At 68.7% G+C, this 16,017-nt stretch carries 12 protein-coding genes; 7 read left to right on the top strand and 5 right to left on the bottom strand.

All coding sequences use genetic code 11. The annotated features are described in order from the left end of the window. The first annotated feature begins 10 nt into the window (after positions 1-10). The 3 genes from AB0I82_RS14850 (at position 11) to AB0I82_RS14840 (ending at position 4,535) form a co-directional block, all read left to right on the top strand. Entirely contained in the window at positions 11-2,464 is a 2,454-nt protein-coding gene (locus tag AB0I82_RS14850) for an FAD-dependent oxidoreductase (RefSeq protein WP_363257616.1), read from the top strand. Positions 2,465-2,492: 28 nt separating this feature from the next. Then, complete coding sequence (locus tag AB0I82_RS14845; protein WP_363257615.1) at positions 2,493-3,347, top strand: bifunctional methylenetetrahydrofolate dehydrogenase/methenyltetrahydrofolate cyclohydrolase; 855 nt, start codon at positions 2,493-2,495, stop codon at positions 3,345-3,347. A 63-nt stretch (positions 3,348-3,410) separates the two neighbouring features. Beyond that, positions 3,411-4,535, top strand: coding sequence for an aromatic ring-hydroxylating dioxygenase subunit alpha (locus AB0I82_RS14840; protein WP_363257614.1), 1,125 nt, complete (start codon positions 3,411-3,413; stop codon positions 4,533-4,535). A 71-nt stretch (positions 4,536-4,606) separates the two neighbouring features. Here the strand turns inward: AB0I82_RS14840 and AB0I82_RS14835 are convergent, their stop codons facing one another. The 3 genes from AB0I82_RS14835 to AB0I82_RS14825 all read right to left on the bottom strand — a co-directional run bounded on the left by AB0I82_RS14835 (position 4,607) and on the right by AB0I82_RS14825 (position 10,524). Next, positions 4,607-5,989 (bottom strand): L-serine ammonia-lyase, encoded by a 1,383-nt coding sequence (locus tag AB0I82_RS14835; protein WP_363257613.1) that lies wholly within the window; start codon positions 5,987-5,989, stop codon positions 4,607-4,609. A 199-nt stretch (positions 5,990-6,188) separates the two neighbouring features. After that, positions 6,189-8,960, bottom strand: coding sequence for a SpoIIE family protein phosphatase (locus AB0I82_RS14830; RefSeq protein ID WP_363257612.1), 2,772 nt, complete (start codon positions 8,958-8,960; stop codon positions 6,189-6,191). A 142-nt stretch (positions 8,961-9,102) separates the two neighbouring features. Next, positions 9,103-10,524: an MFS transporter gene (locus AB0I82_RS14825; RefSeq protein WP_363257611.1), complete on the bottom strand. Its 1,422-nt coding sequence runs from the start codon at positions 10,522-10,524 to the stop codon at positions 9,103-9,105. Positions 10,525-10,832: 308 nt separating this feature from the next. On the opposite strand from AB0I82_RS14825, the gene AB0I82_RS14820 reads away from it, so the two are divergent. Continuing rightward, a complete protein-coding gene (locus AB0I82_RS14820) occupies positions 10,833-11,195 on the top strand; it encodes a bifunctional 3-phenylpropionate/cinnamic acid dioxygenase ferredoxin subunit (RefSeq protein WP_363257610.1) in 363 nt (120 codons plus the stop codon). Positions 11,196-11,267: 72 nt separating this feature from the next. Here AB0I82_RS14820 and AB0I82_RS14815 read toward each other — a convergent pair whose 3' ends face one another. Continuing rightward, positions 11,268-12,065 carry an IclR family transcriptional regulator gene (locus AB0I82_RS14815; protein ID WP_363257609.1) on the bottom strand — a complete coding sequence of 266 codons (798 nt, stop codon included), beginning with the start codon at positions 12,063-12,065 and terminating at the stop codon, positions 11,268-11,270. Positions 12,066-12,232: 167 nt separating this feature from the next. Further along, positions 12,233-12,448 (bottom strand): EF-hand domain-containing protein, encoded by a 216-nt coding sequence (locus tag AB0I82_RS14810; RefSeq protein WP_363257608.1) that lies wholly within the window; start codon positions 12,446-12,448, stop codon positions 12,233-12,235. 172 nt (positions 12,449-12,620) lie between these two features. Here AB0I82_RS14810 and AB0I82_RS14805 point away from each other — a divergent pair, with 172 nt between their 5' ends. The 3 genes from AB0I82_RS14805 (at position 12,621) to AB0I82_RS14795 (ending at position 15,690) form a co-directional block, all read left to right on the top strand. Continuing rightward, the gene (locus AB0I82_RS14805; RefSeq protein ID WP_363257607.1) at positions 12,621-13,226 is read left to right on the top strand and encodes a class I SAM-dependent methyltransferase; all 606 of its coding nucleotides are present in this window, start codon (positions 12,621-12,623) and stop codon (positions 13,224-13,226) included. Positions 13,227-13,447: 221 nt separating this feature from the next. Next, entirely contained in the window at positions 13,448-15,490 is a 2,043-nt protein-coding gene (locus AB0I82_RS14800; RefSeq protein ID WP_363257746.1) for a carbon starvation CstA family protein, read from the top strand. Continuing rightward, positions 15,487-15,690: a YbdD/YjiX family protein gene (locus tag AB0I82_RS14795; RefSeq protein WP_363257606.1), complete on the top strand. Its 204-nt coding sequence runs from the start codon at positions 15,487-15,489 to the stop codon at positions 15,688-15,690. The genes AB0I82_RS14800 and AB0I82_RS14795 overlap by 4 nt, the downstream gene beginning before the upstream one ends. Positions 15,691-16,017 lie beyond the last annotated feature (327 nt).

Raw genomic sequence — 16,017 nt, 5'->3', positions numbered from 1 at the left:
GGGTGTGACGATGGCGGGACCGCGCGTGGTCATCATCGGTGCGGGTGTCGTGGGGGCGGCGCTGGCCGATGAGCTGTCCGTCCGGGGCTGGACCGAGGTGACGGTGGTCGACCAGGGGCCCCTGCCGGCCACCGGCGGCTCGTCGTCACACGCTCCGGGCCTGGTCTTCCAGACCAACGCCTCGAAAGCCCTGACGGAGATGGCCCGCTACACGGTGGAGAAGTTCTCCTCGCTGCAGGTGGCCGGGGAGCCGTGCTTCCTGCCGGTGGGCGGACTGGAGATCGCCACGACACCGGAACGGCTGGCGGAGTTGCAGCGCCGGCACGGTTGGGTGACGTCGTGGGGTGTCGAGGCGCGGCTGTTGGGTCCGGAGGAGTGTGTCCGGCTGCATCCGCTGGTGAACGCCGAGCGGGTACTGGGCGGCATGCTGATCCCGACCGACGGCCTGGCGAAGGCGGTACTGGCCGTCGAGGCGCAGCTGAAGGCGGCCGAGGACCGTGGAGTACGCCTCCTGGGCGACCGCGAGGTCCTGGACGTCCGCACCGAGGACGACGGCACCGGCGGCGACCGGGTGACCTCCGTGGTCACCGACCAGGGCGAGATCGCGGCGGACATCGTCGTGTGCTGTGCCGGCATCTGGGGCCCGAAGGTCGCCCGCATGGTGGGCATGGACCTCCCCCTGACCCCGCTCGCCCACCAGCTGGCCTGGACCGGACCGGTGCCGGCGCTGGCGGGTCAGGACGAGGAGGCCGTACGCCCGATCCTGCGGCACCAGGACGCCGATCTCTACTACCGGGACCGCTACGACCGGCTGGGCATCGGCTACTACGGGCACCGCGCGATGCCGGTGTCGGCCGATGACATCGTCTCGGTGAACGAAGCCGAAGAGATGCCGTCCGTCCTGCGCTTCACCCCCGAGGACTTCGCCGACGCCTGGACCGAGACGCAGTCGCTGCTCCCGGCGACGCAGGACGCCAAGGTCGAAGAAGGCATCAACGGACTGTTCTCCTTCACCACCGACGGAATGCCACTGCTGGGCGAGTCGCCGCAGGTGAAGGGCTTCTGGGTGGCGGAAGCGGTGTGGGTGACCCACTCCGCGGGCGTGGGCCGGGCCGTCGCCGAGTGGCTGGTCGACGGGTACTGCTCCTCGTTCGATCTGCACGAGTGCGACGTCAACCGCTTCGAACCGCACCAGCTGGCCCCCGAGTACGTCCTGGCGCGGGACTGCCAGAACTTCGACGAGGTCTACGACATCCTCCACCCCCTCCAGCCGGCTGGTGCGCCACGACCCCTGCGCACCAGCCCCTTCCACCCCCGCCAGCAGGCGCTCGGCGCGTACTTCCTGGAAGCATCGGGCTTTGAGCGGCCCCAGTGGTACGCGGCCAATGAGCACCTGCTGGCGGGGCGGGAGATCCCCACACCGAACGACTGGGCGGCCCGCTACTGGTCGCCGATCGTGGGCGCCGAGGCCCAGGCGACCCGCGAGAGCGTCGCACTGTACGACATGACCGCACTGAAGCGGCTGGAGGTCACAGGCCGCGGCGCCGCGGCCTTCCTGCAGCACCTGACGACGGGGAACATCGACAAGTCGGTGGGTTCGGTCACGTACACGCTGCTGCTGGACGTGGACGGCGGGATCCGCAGCGATGTGACGGTGGCCCGACTGGCGCGTGACCGCTTCCAGGTCGGCGCGAACGGCAACCTGGACCTGGACTGGTTCCACCGGCACCTGCCCGTGGACGGCTCGGTGCAGGTGCGTGACATCACCGCGGGCACCTGCTGCATCGGCCTGTGGGGGCCGAAGGCACGGGACGTGCTCCAGCCGCTGACCAGCCAGGACTTCTCCAACGCGGGCCTGAAGTTCTTCCGCGCGAAGGAGGCGTACATCGGCTCCGTCCCCGTCACCGCGATGCGACTGTCGTACGTCGGTGAGCTCGGCTGGGAGCTGTACACCACCGCCGACATGGGCCTGAAGCTCTGGGACACGCTCTGGGAGGCGGCCCGGCCGTACGGCGGCATCGCGGCCGGCCGGGGCGCGTTCAACAGCCTCCGGCTGGAGAAGGGTTACCGGTCCTTCGGCACCGACATGACGTACGAGCACGACCCGTACGAGGCCGGCGTGGGATTCGCGGTCAAGATGGACAAGGGCGACTTCCTCGGCCGCGAAGCGCTGCAGCGCCGCGCCGCCGACGTCACCCGCCGCCTGGCGTGCCTGACCATCGACGACCCCACTGCCGTGGTCATGGGCAAGGAGCCGGTCCACGACGGGGACTGTGCCGTCGGCTATGTCACCAGCGCCGCGTACGGATACACGATCGGCAAGGCCATCGCCTACGCCTGGCTGCCCGCGGAACTGGCCACTCCCGGCCGCACCCTGCACATCGGCTACTTCGACCGGGCCATCCCGGCGGTCGTCACCGAGGAACCACTGTTCGACCCCAAGATGCAGCGCCTTCGCGGCTGAGCCGGGTCCATCCACACAGGGGAGAAAAATGAGCGCGAACATTCTTGACGGCCGTCGCACCGCGGCCGCCATCCGTGCCGAACTCACCGTACGTGTAAAGAAGTTGGCCGAGTACGGCGTCGTACCCGGCCTCGGCACCGTACTGGTCGGTGACGACCCCGGCAGCCACGCGTACGTGGGCGGCAAGCACCGCGACTGCGCGCAGGTCGGCATCGCCTCCATCCGCCGCGAGCTGCCGGCCGACGCCACGCAGGAGCAGGTCGAGGCAGTCATCGACGAACTCAACGCCGACCCCGCGTGCACCGGTTACATCGTCCAACTGCCCCTCCCGCGCGGGCTCGACGCCAACGCCGTACTGGAGCGGATGGACCCGGCGAAGGACGCCGACGGCCTGCACCCGGTCAGCCTGGGGCGCCTGGTCCTCGGTGTCGAGAGCCCGCTGCCCTGCACCCCGCGCGGCATCGTCGAACTGCTGCGGCGCCACGACGTGCCGCTCGCCGGCGCCCGGGTCTGCGTGATCGGCCGCGGTGTCACGGTCGGCCGCCCCATCGGCCTGCTGCTCACCCGCAGATCCGAGAACGCAACGGTGACGCTCTGCCACACCGGCACCAAGGGCCTGCCCTGGCACGTCCGCGAGGCGGATGTCGTCGTCGCGGCGGCCGGTTCACCGGGCCTGATCACTCCGGACATGGTCCGCCCCGGCGCCGCCGTCCTCGATGTCGGCATCACCCGCACGGAAGAGGGCCTGCTCGGCGACGTGCATCCGGACGTCGCGGGGGTCGCCGGGTGGCTGGCACCGATGCCCGGCGGCGTCGGCCCCATGACGCGGGCAATGCTGCTCGCCAACGTCGTCGAGGCGGCCGAACGCACCGCCGGCCTCTGACGAGCAAGCCCCGAATTTACCTACCTCCTTGCCTTTCCAAGGCACTTCTCTTCGAGGTGAACCATGACCACGACCGGACTTCCGGAGAGCCTGATCGCGACTCTCCCCGGTGACCACTACACGGACCCGGAGATCTTCCGCCTGGAGCAGGAACGCATCTTCGAAACGATGTGGTTCTGCGCGGCCCGCTCCGCGGACCTGGCCAAGCCCGGTGCGTTCAAAACCGTGGATGTCGGGCGCGAGAGCGTCCTGCTGACCCGGTCGCGGGACAACTCCGTCCGGGCCTTCTTCAACGTGTGCCGGCACCGGGGCGCCAAGCTCTGCACGGAGGAGTCCGGCGAGGTGAAGCGGGCGTTCCAATGCCCGTACCACGCCTGGACGTACGACCTCACGGGCAAGCTCGTCGCGGCCCCGAACCTGACGAAGATGCCGGACATCGGCCGGACCGAGTACGGCCTGGCGAACGTGGCGGTGCGCGAGTGGCTGGGCTATGTGTGGGTGTGCCTGGCCGAGAACCCGCCCTCGTTCGAGGAGTCGGTGATCCAGGACGTGGTGGCACGCCTGGGCGACGCCGAGTCGATCAGCGCGTACGACATCGAGAACCTGGAGCTCGGCAAGCGGATCGTCTACGACGTGCAGGCGAACTGGAAGCTCATCATCGAGAACTTCATGGAGTGCTACCACTGCGCCACGATCCACCCCGAACTGACCGAAGTACTCCCGGAGTTCGCCGACGGCTTCGCGGCGCAGTACTACGTGGGCCACGGTGCGGAGTTCGGCGAGGACGTCAAGGGCTTCACCGTTGACGGCTCGGAGGGCCTGGACCGCATTCCGGGGGTCTCGGAGGACCAGGACCGCCGGTACTACGCGATCACGGTGCGCCCGCAGGTCTTCATCAACCTGGTCCCCGACCACGTCATCTTCCACCGCATGTACCCCGTGGCAGCCGACCGCACAATCGTCGAATGCGACTGGCTGTACCTGCCGCACGTCATCGAGAGCGGCAAGGACGTCAGCCGCTCGGTGGAACTCTTCGACCGCGTCAACCGCCAGGACTTCGACGCCTGCGAACGCTGCCAGCCGGCAATGAGCTCGCGCCTGTACGCCAAGGGCGGCGTCCTGGTCCCGAGCGAACACCACATCGGCGAATTCCACGACTGGGTCCAGGGGCGCCTCGGCACCTACTGAGCCGGTCATCGCCTCTGATAAGCGGATGCCGGGTGGTGAGCAGAGTCTGCTCACCACCCGGCATCCGACGTTCAGCACTCGATGACGTTCACCGCGAGGCCGCCCCGCGCCGTCTCCTTGTACTTGACCTTCATGTCGGCGCCCGTCTCCTTCATGGTCTTGATGACCTTGTCGAGGGAGACGTGGTGGCGGCCGTCGCCGCGGCGGGCCATGCGGGCGGCGGTGACGGCCTTGACCGCTGCCATGCCGTTGCGTTCGATGCAGGGGATCTGGACCAGGCCGCCGACCGGGTCGCAGGTCAGGCCGAGGTTGTGTTCCATGCCGATCTCGGCGGCGTTCTCCACCTGTTCGGGGGAGCCGCCGAGTACCTCGGCGAGGCCGCCGGAGGCCATGGAGCAGGCGGAGCCGACCTCGCCCTGGCAGCCGACCTCGGCGCCGGAGATGGAGGCGTTCTCCTTGAAGAGCAGTCCGATGGCGCCGGCGGCGAGGAGGAAGCGGACGATGCCGTCGTCATCGGCGCCGGGGACGAAGTTGAGGTAGTAGTGCAGGACGGCGGGGATGATGCCGGCCGCGCCGTTGGTGGGTGCGGTGACGACGCGGCCGCCTGCCGCGTTCTCCTCGTTGACGGCCATTGCGTAGAGCGTGACCCACTCCATGGCGCGTGCCTGCGGGTCGCCCTCGGCGCGCAGCGCCTTGGCCGCCGCGGTGGCCCGGCGGCGGACCTTGAGGCCGCCCGGCAGTATCCCCTCGCTGGCCAGGCCGCGGGCCACACACTCCTGCATCACCCGCCAGATCTCCAGCAGGCCGGCGCGGACCTCGGCCTCGGTGCGCCAGGCCGTCTCGTTCTCCAGCATCAGGGCCGAGATCGACAGCCCCGTCTCGCGGGTCAGGCGCAGCAGTTCGTCACCGCTGCTGAAGGGGTACTTGAGCACCGTGTCGTCCGGCTTGATGCGGTCCTCGCCGACCGCCTCCTCGTCGACGACGAATCCGCCGCCGACCGAGTAGTACGTCTTCTCCAGCAGCGGTGCGCTGTGCTCGTCGTACGCGGACAGCGTCATGCCGTTGGCGTGGTACGGCAGGGAACGGCGGCGGTGCAGGACCAGGTGGCTGTCCGCGGAAAAGCCGATCTCGTGGGCGTCGCCGAGGTCGCGGCCCAACAGCCGCAGTCGTCCGGTCGTTGTGATCCGCTCGACGTCCCGCTCGGCCTCGGCGACATCGACCGTGTGCGGCTCATTGCCCTCCAGGCCGAGCAGTACGGCCTTGGGGGTGCCGTGGCCGTGGCCGGTGGCGCCGAGGGAGCCGAAGAGCTCGGCTCGTACCGATGTCGTTCGGGCCAGCAGTCCCTCTTCCTTCAGGCGGCCGACGAACATGTGGGCGGCTCGCATCGGGCCCACGGTGTGCGAGCTGGACGGGCCGATGCCGATGGAGAAGAGGTCGAACACAGAGATGGCCACGGGCGGGCTCCCTTGTCTGTGCGTGGGTGGGTGTGGCCGCGGGCGCCCGCAGGCCGGGGATGTGAGATCGCCGTGTCGGCCACACTGTTTCGGACTACGCAACTATTATCTTTATGCGCAACAGCTTTTCTTGCGGGTCATGGGTTGTCAAGGGGGATGGCGCGCTACCAGCCGCTGCGCTGCGTCCCTCGGTTCGCCGTCAGAACGCCGAGTCGTCCCACTGAGCCAGCAGCGCTTCGTCCGTGTCTTCACCGGGTTCGGCCGCCGGGCCGCTCAGCGACTGTTCGGTCCAGATGACCTTGCCGCGGGCGGTGTAGCGGGTGCCCCAGCGTTGGGCGAACTGTGCGACCAGGAAGAGGCCGCGCCCGCCCTCGTCGCCGGTCTTCGCGCGGCGCAGATGCGGGGAGGTGTTACTGCCGTCGGCGACCTCGCAGATCAGGCTGTCGTCGTCGTGGAGCAGCCGGAGCCGGATGGGGTCGGCGCCGTAGCGGACGGCGTTGGTGACCAGCTCGCTGATCAACAGCTCGGTCGTGTACGCCACTTCGTCCAGCCCCCAGGCTTCCAGCCGACGAGTGGCGTCGGCGCGGACCCGGGGGACGGCGGCGGGGTCGCTCGGTACGTCCCACTCGGCAACGTCGTCCGGGTTCAGCAGCCGGGTGCGGGCGATGAGCAGCGCCACGTCGTCCCGGGGCCGGGCAGGCAGCATCGCGTCGAAGACGGCCTGACAGGTCTGCTCGGGGTCCCGGCCCGGGTGGGCCAGTGCGGTACGCAGGAGAGCGAGGCCGGTGTCGATGTCGCGGTCGCGGTCCTCGATGAGTCCGTCGGTGTACAGGGCCAGTTGGGAACCTTCAGACAGGTGCAGTTCGGCTGTTTCGAAGGGCAGGCTGCCGCCCAGGCCCAGCGGCGGGGAGACCGGTACCTCCGGGTACTCCACGGTGCCGTCCGGGTGCACCAGCGCCGGTCCCGGATGGCCGGCCCTGGCCAGTGAGCACTTTCCGGAGACCGGGTCGTAGATCGCGTACAGACAGGTCGCGCCCGTCACCCCGGCGTCGGCACCATTGGGGTTCTCGTCCTGGTCGATGCGGGTGACCAGCTCGTCCAGGTGACTCAGCAGCTCATCGGGCGGCAGATCCAACGTCGAGAAGTTGTGTACCGCGGTGCGCAGTCGGCCCATCGTGGCCGCGGCGTGCAGCCCGTGCCCGACCACGTCCCCCACCACCAGCGCCACTCGGGCACCGGGCAGCGGGATGACATCGAACCAGTCGCCGCCCACCCCCGCGTGTGCCGGCAGATAGCGATGCGCCACCTCGATGCCGGAATGCTCGGGCAGTCCGTGCGGCAGCAGGCTGCGCTGCAGTGTGACCGCCATGGTGTGCTCGCGGGTGTAACGGCGGGCGTTGTCGATGGACACCGCGGCGCGGGCGGCCAGCTCCTCGGCGAAGGACAGTTCCTCCGGCTCGAAGGGGCCGTTCTCCGAGCGCCAGAAATTGGCCGTACCCAACAGCACCCCGCGCGCCCGCAGCGGTACCGAAATCAGCGAATGAATGCCGTAGTCCAGGACCTGCTGGGCGAGCTCCGGGTGCTGGGCGCGCCAGCCTTCGGAAGCGGCCAGGTCCGGCTCCACTACGGCGTGACCACTCGCCACGGCGGTGGCGATCGGGTGCGTGGGTACAAAACTGATCAGCTCGCCGACCGGAATGAGGGGCTGGTCGTCACGGATGCCGCGGATCACCGTCCGGCGCATCTCGGTGTCCGTGCCGTCCGGCTCCTCCCCGCGCGCGACGGCCTCCAGCAGCTCGACGGTGGCGAAATCGGCGAACCGGGGGACCGCGACCTCCGCCAGCTCCTCCGCGGTACGCACCACATCCAACGTGGTGCCGATCCGCGCCCCGGCGTCGTAGAGCAGTTGCAGTCGCTCCCTGGCCACCTCGGCACGGCCCGCCAGCGCCCGGAGTTCGGTGGTGTCGCGCAGTGTGGCCACGCTGCCGGCCCGGCCGCCGTGATCGTCGACGGGCCGCAGGTTGACCGCCAGCAGCCGGTCCCCGGCCAGATGCACCTCGTCGGTGGCCGTCCGGCCCGATGTCAGCAGCTCGGAGGTGGCTGCTTCCAGTCCCAGCTCGGAGACCTGTCGCAGCTCCGCGTCCGCGGGCAGCTCCAGCAGGCGCTGCGCCTCGTCGTTGGCCAGCAGCAGCCGGCCCTCACCGCTGATGACGAGTACGCCTTCCCGGACCGAGTGCAGCACCGCATCGTGGTGCTCGTACATCCGCGTCATCTCGGCCGGTTCCAGGCCGTGCGTCTGCCGCCGCAGCCGCTGGCTCACCCACGCCGACCCGCCGGTGAGCAGCACCAGCGCGCCTGCCGCGGAGCCGAACAGCAGCGGCAGCTGGTCCATCACCTTCGCGTTCACGCTCTCGACGGTGATGCCGACGGACACCAGCCCGACCACCTTCCCGTCGGTGTCGCGGACGGGAACCATCGTGTCCACGGCGCGGCCGACCCCGGGCGTGTAGGAGGTGGTCTGGTGCACCTTGCCGCGCAGCGCTTCGGCATAGCTGCCGACGACGTGTTTGCCGATCCGGTCCGGGTCGGGGTGGGTCCAGCGGATGCCGGACGTATTGAACGCGATGATGTAGTTGACCTTGGACTGCTTCCGGGCTTCCTCGGCACGCGGCTGCAGCAGTGCGCTGGGGTCGGCGGATTTCATGGCGCTCAGCGTCCCCGGAGCGTGCGCGAAGGTCTCGGCGCCGACGCGCGAGCGGTCCCGGGCCTCCTGCAGACTCGAGCCCCGGGCCTGCAGTACGAGGGCCGTCACGGCCGCGCAGACGAGCAGCAGCACGACGACCAGGTGCAGCAGAAACACCTGGCCGGCGACGGTCCGCGGACTCACCAGGGAGCGCAACCGCCCGCCCGGCGACGACCGGCGCCGTCCGTCCCGTCTGGCGGAGGACAGTCGGAACTTGGACATATCCATACATCCAGTATGCTCGGCGGGGCTGAGGGGGCCGGTGCGCCACGAGGTGGACGGCGCCGTGGCGAGGCGAATGGGTCCGGCAGGCAGCCGGCCGGCCTCTCCAGAGACCGGCCGGCTGCCTGCCGCGTCGTGCGTTGCTCAGTCAGTGGCCTTCCAGTTCCCCTTCCCGTTCCCGGACGACTTCCTCGCGGCGCTCTTCACCGGCCGGCGAGCGCTGCTTGGAGGTGGCGGGGAGGGAGCTGGTCTCCGCCAGGGTCCGGCCGCGGGTCTCCTCGGCCCAGAGCACGGAGACCAGCCAGCCCACCAGCGTGATGCCGGCGCCGATGAGCATGGTCGGGCCGATGCCCAGCCGGCTGAGGGAGATCGGCAGCAGGTAGGTGCCCGCAGCGGCCCCGACGCGGCTGATGGAGGTGGCCACGCCGCCCGCCGTTGCCCGGATGCTGGTGGGGAACAGCTCGTTGGGGTAGGTCCACTCAAGCACCGTGGGCCCGCCGGAGAACAGGGCGTAGGCGCAGAAGCAGGCGATGACCACCGCGAACGGCACCGCGGAGCCGCCGCCGAGGACCACCAGCGGGACCGCCATCAGGGCGAACGACCAGACGATGACCGGGCGGCGTCCGATCCGGTCCACCATCCGCAGCGCGGGGATGCAGCCCAGTACGAACACGATGCTGATCAGGGCCGATCCGAGGTTGCCGGCGTTGCCCTTGTCGAGGCCGAAGGAGCCCAGGATGGAGGGTCCGAAGGTGAGCAAGGCGAACATCGGCGTGATCTGACACATGTAGAACAGACCGCAGAACAACGTCCGCCGCAGATACGTGCCTTGGAACAGATCGCGGAACCGGTGCTGCTGCAGTGCCTGCTCGGTGGCCGCGGCGGAGAGCAGCTCGTTGGTCGAAACGGTGCGGCCGAGGGCACGTTTGATGGCCTTCTGGGCGTCCTCGGTGCGGCCCTTGTTCACCAGCCACAGTGGTGATTCGGGCGTGCCGATACGCATCAGCAGGATCAGTGCGCTCAGTACGGCGGAGGAGGCGAGCATCCAGCGCCAGGTGCCGTTGCCGCCGATCTCGGCCATCACATATCCGACCACGTACGCGGCCGCCGCGCCGATGTACCAGGCGAGGATGAGGATGCCGAGCAGCCGGCCGCGGTGCTTGTTCGGCACCCACTCGGCCAGCAGGGACGTGGCAATGGGGTAGTCGGCTCCGATGGCAACGCCGAGTATGAATCGCAGGATGACGATCTGCCAGGTCTCGTCGGCGAACACCGACAGCACCGATCCGCCGACCAGTACCGCCAGGTCGATGGTGTACATCGCCTCGCGGCCGAGCTTGTCGGTGACGGCGCCGAAGCACAGACCCCCGATGAAGATGCCGACCAGGGCGGCGGCGCCGATGAGGCTCTCTTCCGACGTGGTCAGGTGCAGTTCGTTGCTCATACCGATCAGCGAGACGCCGATGATGCTGAGCAGGTAACCGTCCAGGAACGGGCCGCCGGCGCAGGCCCAGGTGAGTTTTCGGTGGAACGCGTTCAGCGGCGCCTCGTCGATGGCACGGATGGACATGTGACCTCCTGGGACAGGGGACGGGGGGCCGTGCGGGCCGTGGTGCAGCCGGTGGATCACGCTGGGGAGGCGTTGTGTTGCGTATAAGGGCACAGGTTTCTGCAGACGCAACGGAACCTTGAGAGGCCGTTCACGTCAAGACCGGTCACCGAAGATCTCTCCAAGCGCACCTCGTTGCGTACTACGCACCAAAAGAGGCATGGAAAGTCCGAGTTCCGGGTGTCTTGACAGCGATTTGGGGCACCCGCAAACTGACGTTGCGCTGTTGCGCGCGTCGCAATCCGTTTCGCTATACGCACCGGGGTGTCATGATGATTCCCGCAATCCATCTCGCGGATCTACCGCGAGGCGAGGCCTACCGGCTCGACAACGATCCGCCCATCTCCGTGTTCCACACGGAGGACGGCGAGATCTTCGCCATCGACGACACCTGCACGCACCAGGACGCCTCGCTCGCCGACGGCTGGCTGGAGGGCTGCGAGGTGGAATGCCCGCTGCATTCTTCGAAGTTCGACCTGCGGACCGGAGCCGTCGACGCTCCACCGGCCAGGCGTCCGGTCCGTACGCACGAGGTCCTCGTCGCGGACGGCATGATCTACGTCCAGCCGTCCACGGAAGCTCCCAACCTGCCGCCCTGCGTTGCGGCCCGTCTCACCGCACGCTCTGCGTGATCAGCGCGAGGGGGCGTACCGGAGGAGACGTACAGGAGGGGGTGTAGAGGTGGTGCCACTCAGTGGTGTTGCTCAGCCCAGATAGCCCATCCGGTAGCTGATCTCTTCCGCGCCCTTGAGCAGCATCGGGGCGAGCTCCTGCATGCGCTCCTCGGTGAACCGGTATCCGGGACCGGAGGCGCTGAGCGCCGCGATGACCTCACCGTCTCGGTCCCAGACCGGCGCGGCCATGGCGTGGAGACCCAGTTCGAACTCTTCCAGGGTCATGGAGTAGCCACGCTTGCGCGCCTCGGTGAGGTCCTTCTCGAGCTTGGTCTTCGCGGTCAGCGTGTGCGGGGTCACCTTCCGCATGCCGGCCTCGGACAGCAGCGCGGCGCGCTCCTCGGCGGGCATGTGGGCGAGCAGGATCTTGCCGCTGGAGGTGGCGTGCAAGGGGGTCAGCTGGCCGACCCAGTTGTGCGCGGTGATGGCTCCCGGGCCGCGCACCTGGTACAAGTTGATCGCGTAGTGCTCCTGCATCACAGCGATGTTGACGGTCTCGCCGATTTCCTCGGCGAGCCGCTGGCAGACCGGGCGGCCCTGCTGGGTGATGTCGATGCGTCCGGTGACCGCGCCGGCCAGGCGTACGATGCCGAAGCCGAGCCGGTACTTGCCGCGCTCGCCCGCCTGCTCCACCATGCCGCGCGCCTCCAGGGCGCCGAGCAGCCGGAACGCGGTGGACTTGTGCACATCGAGCTCGGCGGCCACCTCGCTGACCCCGGCCTCGTCGCGCTGTGCCAGCACCTCCAGCACGGTGATGGCACGGTCGACGGACTGCACGCCGCCGGCCGGCGAACCTGTCGCTTCATTCTCCGGACGGTAGTTGCTCATGGTGAAACTATACGCACAGTAACCAACGCCGCCATAGGGCTGTGTTGCAGCATTGATGTGGATGTTGCGTGTACTGCAACCTCACGCGCGTATCCGGTGTTGCCGTGTTGCGGCACCGGTGCGATGAGGGGCGGGTCCGGCACGCTCACGTGCCGGACCCGGCGGTGTCAGCCATTCAGGGCTGCCCAGAACTCCTCGAAGGACATCTGGCGGTCGCCGTCGGTGTCGACCGAGTCGATCAGTTCCCGGGCCTCCGCCTCGGTTATCTGCGAACCCAACTCCGACACGATCTTGCGGTATTCGTCCGCGCTGACCAGGCCGTCCCCGTCGAGGTCGTAGCGCCCGAAGACCTTGCGCGCCGCCGTCTCCACGATGTCTGCCATGTGCTGCACCCTTCTGTGATCTTCACTGACGTGCCCAGGCTATACGTCCGCCGCCGACCGTCCGGAGCGCGGTGGGTGTGCTGTCCCACCTGCCCGAATCGGCCGGAGTGGGTGGCGTACGTGATCAGTTGTGACCCGGCCGGCGACACCCCGGCGACCTATAGTTGATCTCATGAGCCGTTGGAAAGATCTGACCGGAGAGAAGTCCGGAAACGACTATGCCGCGCGGTTCGCGGCGCTGGCCCGCAGTGGGAAGGATGTGCACGGTGAGGCGCGGTTCTGCGCGGCTCTCGTGCCTGCCGGAGCGCGGGTGCTGGACGCCGGGTGCGGTACCGGCCGGGTCATGATCCGGCTGACGGAGCTCGGGTACGACTGCGTCGGAGTGGATCTCGACGCGTCGATGTTGGCAGTGGCGCGGGAGCAGGCGCCGGACCTGCCCTGGTACCAGGTCGATTTGACCGAGTTCGAGCCGGACCGGCTCGGCATCGCAGCGGACTTCGACCTCGTGGTCGCCGCAGGCAACATTTTCCCGCTGCTCGCCGCCGGCACCGAGGCCACGGTGGTCGAGCGCCTGGCCGCCGCCTTGCGACCGGGCGGTCTGCTGGTCGCCGGCTTCGGCCTGGACGCGGCCCACCTGCCGGTGCCGCCCAGCATCACACTGCCGGAATACGACGACTACTGCGCCGCGGCCGGCCTCACCCTCGTCGACCGCTTCGCCACCTGGGACGCCGACCCGTACGACAACGGCGGCTACGCCGTCAGCGTCCACCGCCGCTGAGGACCGCTCGGCTCCCGCCGCCCTGAGTGCCGCCCACGTTGCACATCTCCGTTGCCCGCAACTTGCTGTCAACCGAAACGCGAGTGTGGGCAACCCTTCGGTGAACCGCTTCCCAAGGAACTGGAGTCACCGTGCCACGTCACACTCCTCGCAGCGTGAGCAGTCCGAAAACGATCCTGATCTGGACATGTGTTGCCTTGGCGGGCGCAGTCGCCTGGGGGATGATCGCGCTGGCCCGGGGCGAGGAGATCTCCGCTGTCTGGCTGGTCGCGGCGGCACTCGGTTCGTATGCGATCGCCTACCGCTTCTACTCGCGCTTCATCGCCCGCCGCGTCCTCGAACTCGACGACCGCCGTGCCACCCCCGCTGAGCGGCTGGACGACGGCATTGACTTCCAACCCACCGACCGGCGGGTCCTGTTCGGCCACCACTTCGCCGCCATCGCGGGCGCCGGCCCGCTCGTCGGCCCGGTCCTGGCCGCACAGATGGGTTACCTTCCGGGCACCATCTGGATCGTCGTCGGCGTGATCTTCGCCGGCGCGGTCCAGGACATGGTGGTCCTCTTCCTCTCCATGCGGCGGGACGGCAAGAGCCTCGGCCAAATGGCGCGTGACGAGATCGGCAAGGTGGGCGGCGTCGCGGCACTGATCGCCGTCCTCGCCATCATGGTCATCCTGCTGGCCGTGCTCGCGCTCGTCGTCGTCAACGCCCTGGCCCACTCGCCCTGGGGCACCTTCTCGGTGACGATGACCATACCGATAGCCCTGTTCATGGGCTTCTACCTGCGCTATCTGCGCCCGGGACGCGTCATCGAGACCAGTGTCATCGGTGTCGTCCTGCTGCTGCTCGCGATCGCCGGCGGTGGATGGGTGGAGAACTCCTCGCTGGCCGAGACCTTCACCTGGTCGCCCACGACCCTGGTGCTCTGCCTGGTCGGCTACGGCTTCGTCGCCTCCGTCCTGCCGGTGTGGATGCTGCTGGCGCCACGGGACTACCTGTCCACCTTCATGAAGGTCGGCACCATCGTGCTGCTGGCCATCGGCGTTGTGTTCACCGCCCCGCTCCTCAAGAGCGACGCGGTGAGCCCCTTCGCGGCCTCCGGCACCGGACCCGTCTTCTCCGGGGCACTGTTCCCGTTCCTGTTCATCACCATCGCGTGCGGCGCCCTGTCCGGCTTCCACGCCCTCGTGGCCTCCGGCACCACGCCCAAGCTGATCCAGAAGGAGTCGCAGGTCCGGCTGATCGGCTACGGCGCGATGCTGATGGAATCCTTCGTCGCCGTCATGGCCCTCATCGCGGCGTCCGTACTGGACCCGGGCCTGTACTACGCGATGAACGCCCCCGCCGGCCTGCTGGGCACCACGGTGGACAGCGCCTCGCAGGCGGTGGCCAACCTCGGCTTCACCATCAGCCCGGCGGACCTTGCCGCTGCCGCGAAATCCGTTGAGGAAGAGACCCTGATCGCCCGCACCGGGGGAGCGCCCACCCTCGCCTTCGGCATGGCGGAGATCTTCTCCGGGGTGTTCGGCGGGCACGCGATGAAGGCGTTCTGGTACCACTTCGCCATCATGTTTGAGGCGCTGTTCATCCTCACCACCGTGGACGCCGGCACACGGGTCGGCCGCTTCATGCTCCAGGACATGCTCGGCAACGTCTGGAAGCCGATCGGCCGCGTCACCTGGAAGCCGGGCATCTGGCTCACCAGCGCCATCATCGTGGGCCTGTGGGGATACTTCCTGTACGTCGGCGCCACCGACCCGCTCGGCGGAATCAACCAGCTCTTCCCGCTGTTCGGCATCGCCAACCAACTCCTCGCCGCGATCGCCCTGACGGTCGCCACGACCCTGCTCATCAAGGCCGGAAAACTGCGTTGGGCATGGGTCACCGCCATCCCGCTGGCCTGGGACGTGGCCGTCACCTTCGCCGCCGGCTGGCAGAAGATCTTCCACAGCCACCCGAAGATCGGGTTCTTCGCCCAGCGTGAGCAGTACGCGGACGCGCTCGACGCCGGCAAGGTGCTGCCCCCGGCCAAGTCGCTCGACGACATGCACACGGTCGTACTCAACTCCACGGTCGACGGCGTCATCATGGCCGTCTTCCTCGTCCTGGTGACCCTGGTCATCGGCCACGCCGCGGTGATCTGCGTCCGTGCCGTACGGTCGCCGCGGCCGCTGCCGACCACGGAAGCGCCCTATGTGGAGTCCGAGATCGCCGTGCCGCAGGCCCGGTCCGAGGCGCTGGCCGGGGCACGGCAGCAGCAATGAAGCCGGTGACCGAACCCGTCATGCGCCTGCTCCGCGGCATCCGTTGGTATCTGCGGGAAGTGTCCGGGGCAGCGGACTACGACCGCTTCTGCCAACGCCACCGAAGCCATCACCCGGGGGAGCCGGTGCCCACCCGGGGGGAGTACGAACGGCAGCGCATCCGGCACCGAGAGGAGAATCCGCAGAGCCGCTGTTGCTGATGGCGGCACGGTGGTTTCAGCACCCTCCCCGCCGGCCCGGCGGGGAGGGTGGCCGCCTGCTGCGCTGCTCAAGGAAGTACGCGCAGGTCAGCAGCAAGACCCAGGTGGTCACACGCATCCGATGGCACCTTTTGCTTTCGGCGTCGCAGGACTATCGATGAGCGGAAATGGCTGGTTTACTCCTTGCCCATCAGCTCCTCCTCCGTGTTGGTGACTTCGGCCTCGTGACGGCCTCCCGGCATGGGTTCGGCATCCGTGTAGTTGCGTGTGGGCCCCGATGGGTTTACCGCGACGTGCTCTGATCTCCGAGGCAACCGTGGAGGACTC

The organism is Streptomyces sp. NPDC050315 (assembly GCF_040655775.1).
GTDB lineage: Bacteria > Actinomycetota > Actinomycetes > Streptomycetales > Streptomycetaceae > Streptomyces.
The sequence above is the reverse complement of the archived record's forward strand: the minus strand, read 5'-3'. Positions and strand labels throughout refer to the sequence as shown.

Bases quoted from the DNA above. Each gene is read 5' to 3' on its own strand.
- AB0I82_RS14850 (WP_363257616.1), top strand. From the start codon at position 11: ATGGCGGGACCGCGCGTGGTCATCATCGGTGCGGGTGTCGTGGGGGCG.
- AB0I82_RS14845 (WP_363257615.1), top strand. From the start codon at position 2,493: ATGAGCGCGAACATTCTTGACGGCCGTCGCACCGCGGCCGCCATCCGT.
- AB0I82_RS14840 (WP_363257614.1), top strand. From the start codon at position 3,411: ATGACCACGACCGGACTTCCGGAGAGCCTGATCGCGACTCTCCCCGGT.
- AB0I82_RS14830 (WP_363257612.1), bottom strand. From the start codon at position 8,960: ATGGATATGTCCAAGTTCCGACTGTCCTCCGCCAGACGGGACGGACGG.
- AB0I82_RS14825 (WP_363257611.1), bottom strand. From the start codon at position 10,524: ATGTCCATCCGTGCCATCGACGAGGCGCCGCTGAACGCGTTCCACCGA.
- AB0I82_RS14820 (WP_363257610.1), top strand. From the start codon at position 10,833: ATGATGATTCCCGCAATCCATCTCGCGGATCTACCGCGAGGCGAGGCC.
- AB0I82_RS14815 (WP_363257609.1), bottom strand. From the start codon at position 12,065: ATGAGCAACTACCGTCCGGAGAATGAAGCGACAGGTTCGCCGGCCGGC.
- AB0I82_RS14810 (WP_363257608.1), bottom strand. From the start codon at position 12,448: ATGGCAGACATCGTGGAGACGGCGGCGCGCAAGGTCTTCGGGCGCTAC.
- AB0I82_RS14805 (WP_363257607.1), top strand. From the start codon at position 12,621: ATGAGCCGTTGGAAAGATCTGACCGGAGAGAAGTCCGGAAACGACTAT.
- AB0I82_RS14800 (WP_363257746.1), top strand. From the start codon at position 13,448: ATGATCGCGCTGGCCCGGGGCGAGGAGATCTCCGCTGTCTGGCTGGTC.
- AB0I82_RS14795 (WP_363257606.1), top strand. From the start codon at position 15,487: ATGAAGCCGGTGACCGAACCCGTCATGCGCCTGCTCCGCGGCATCCGT.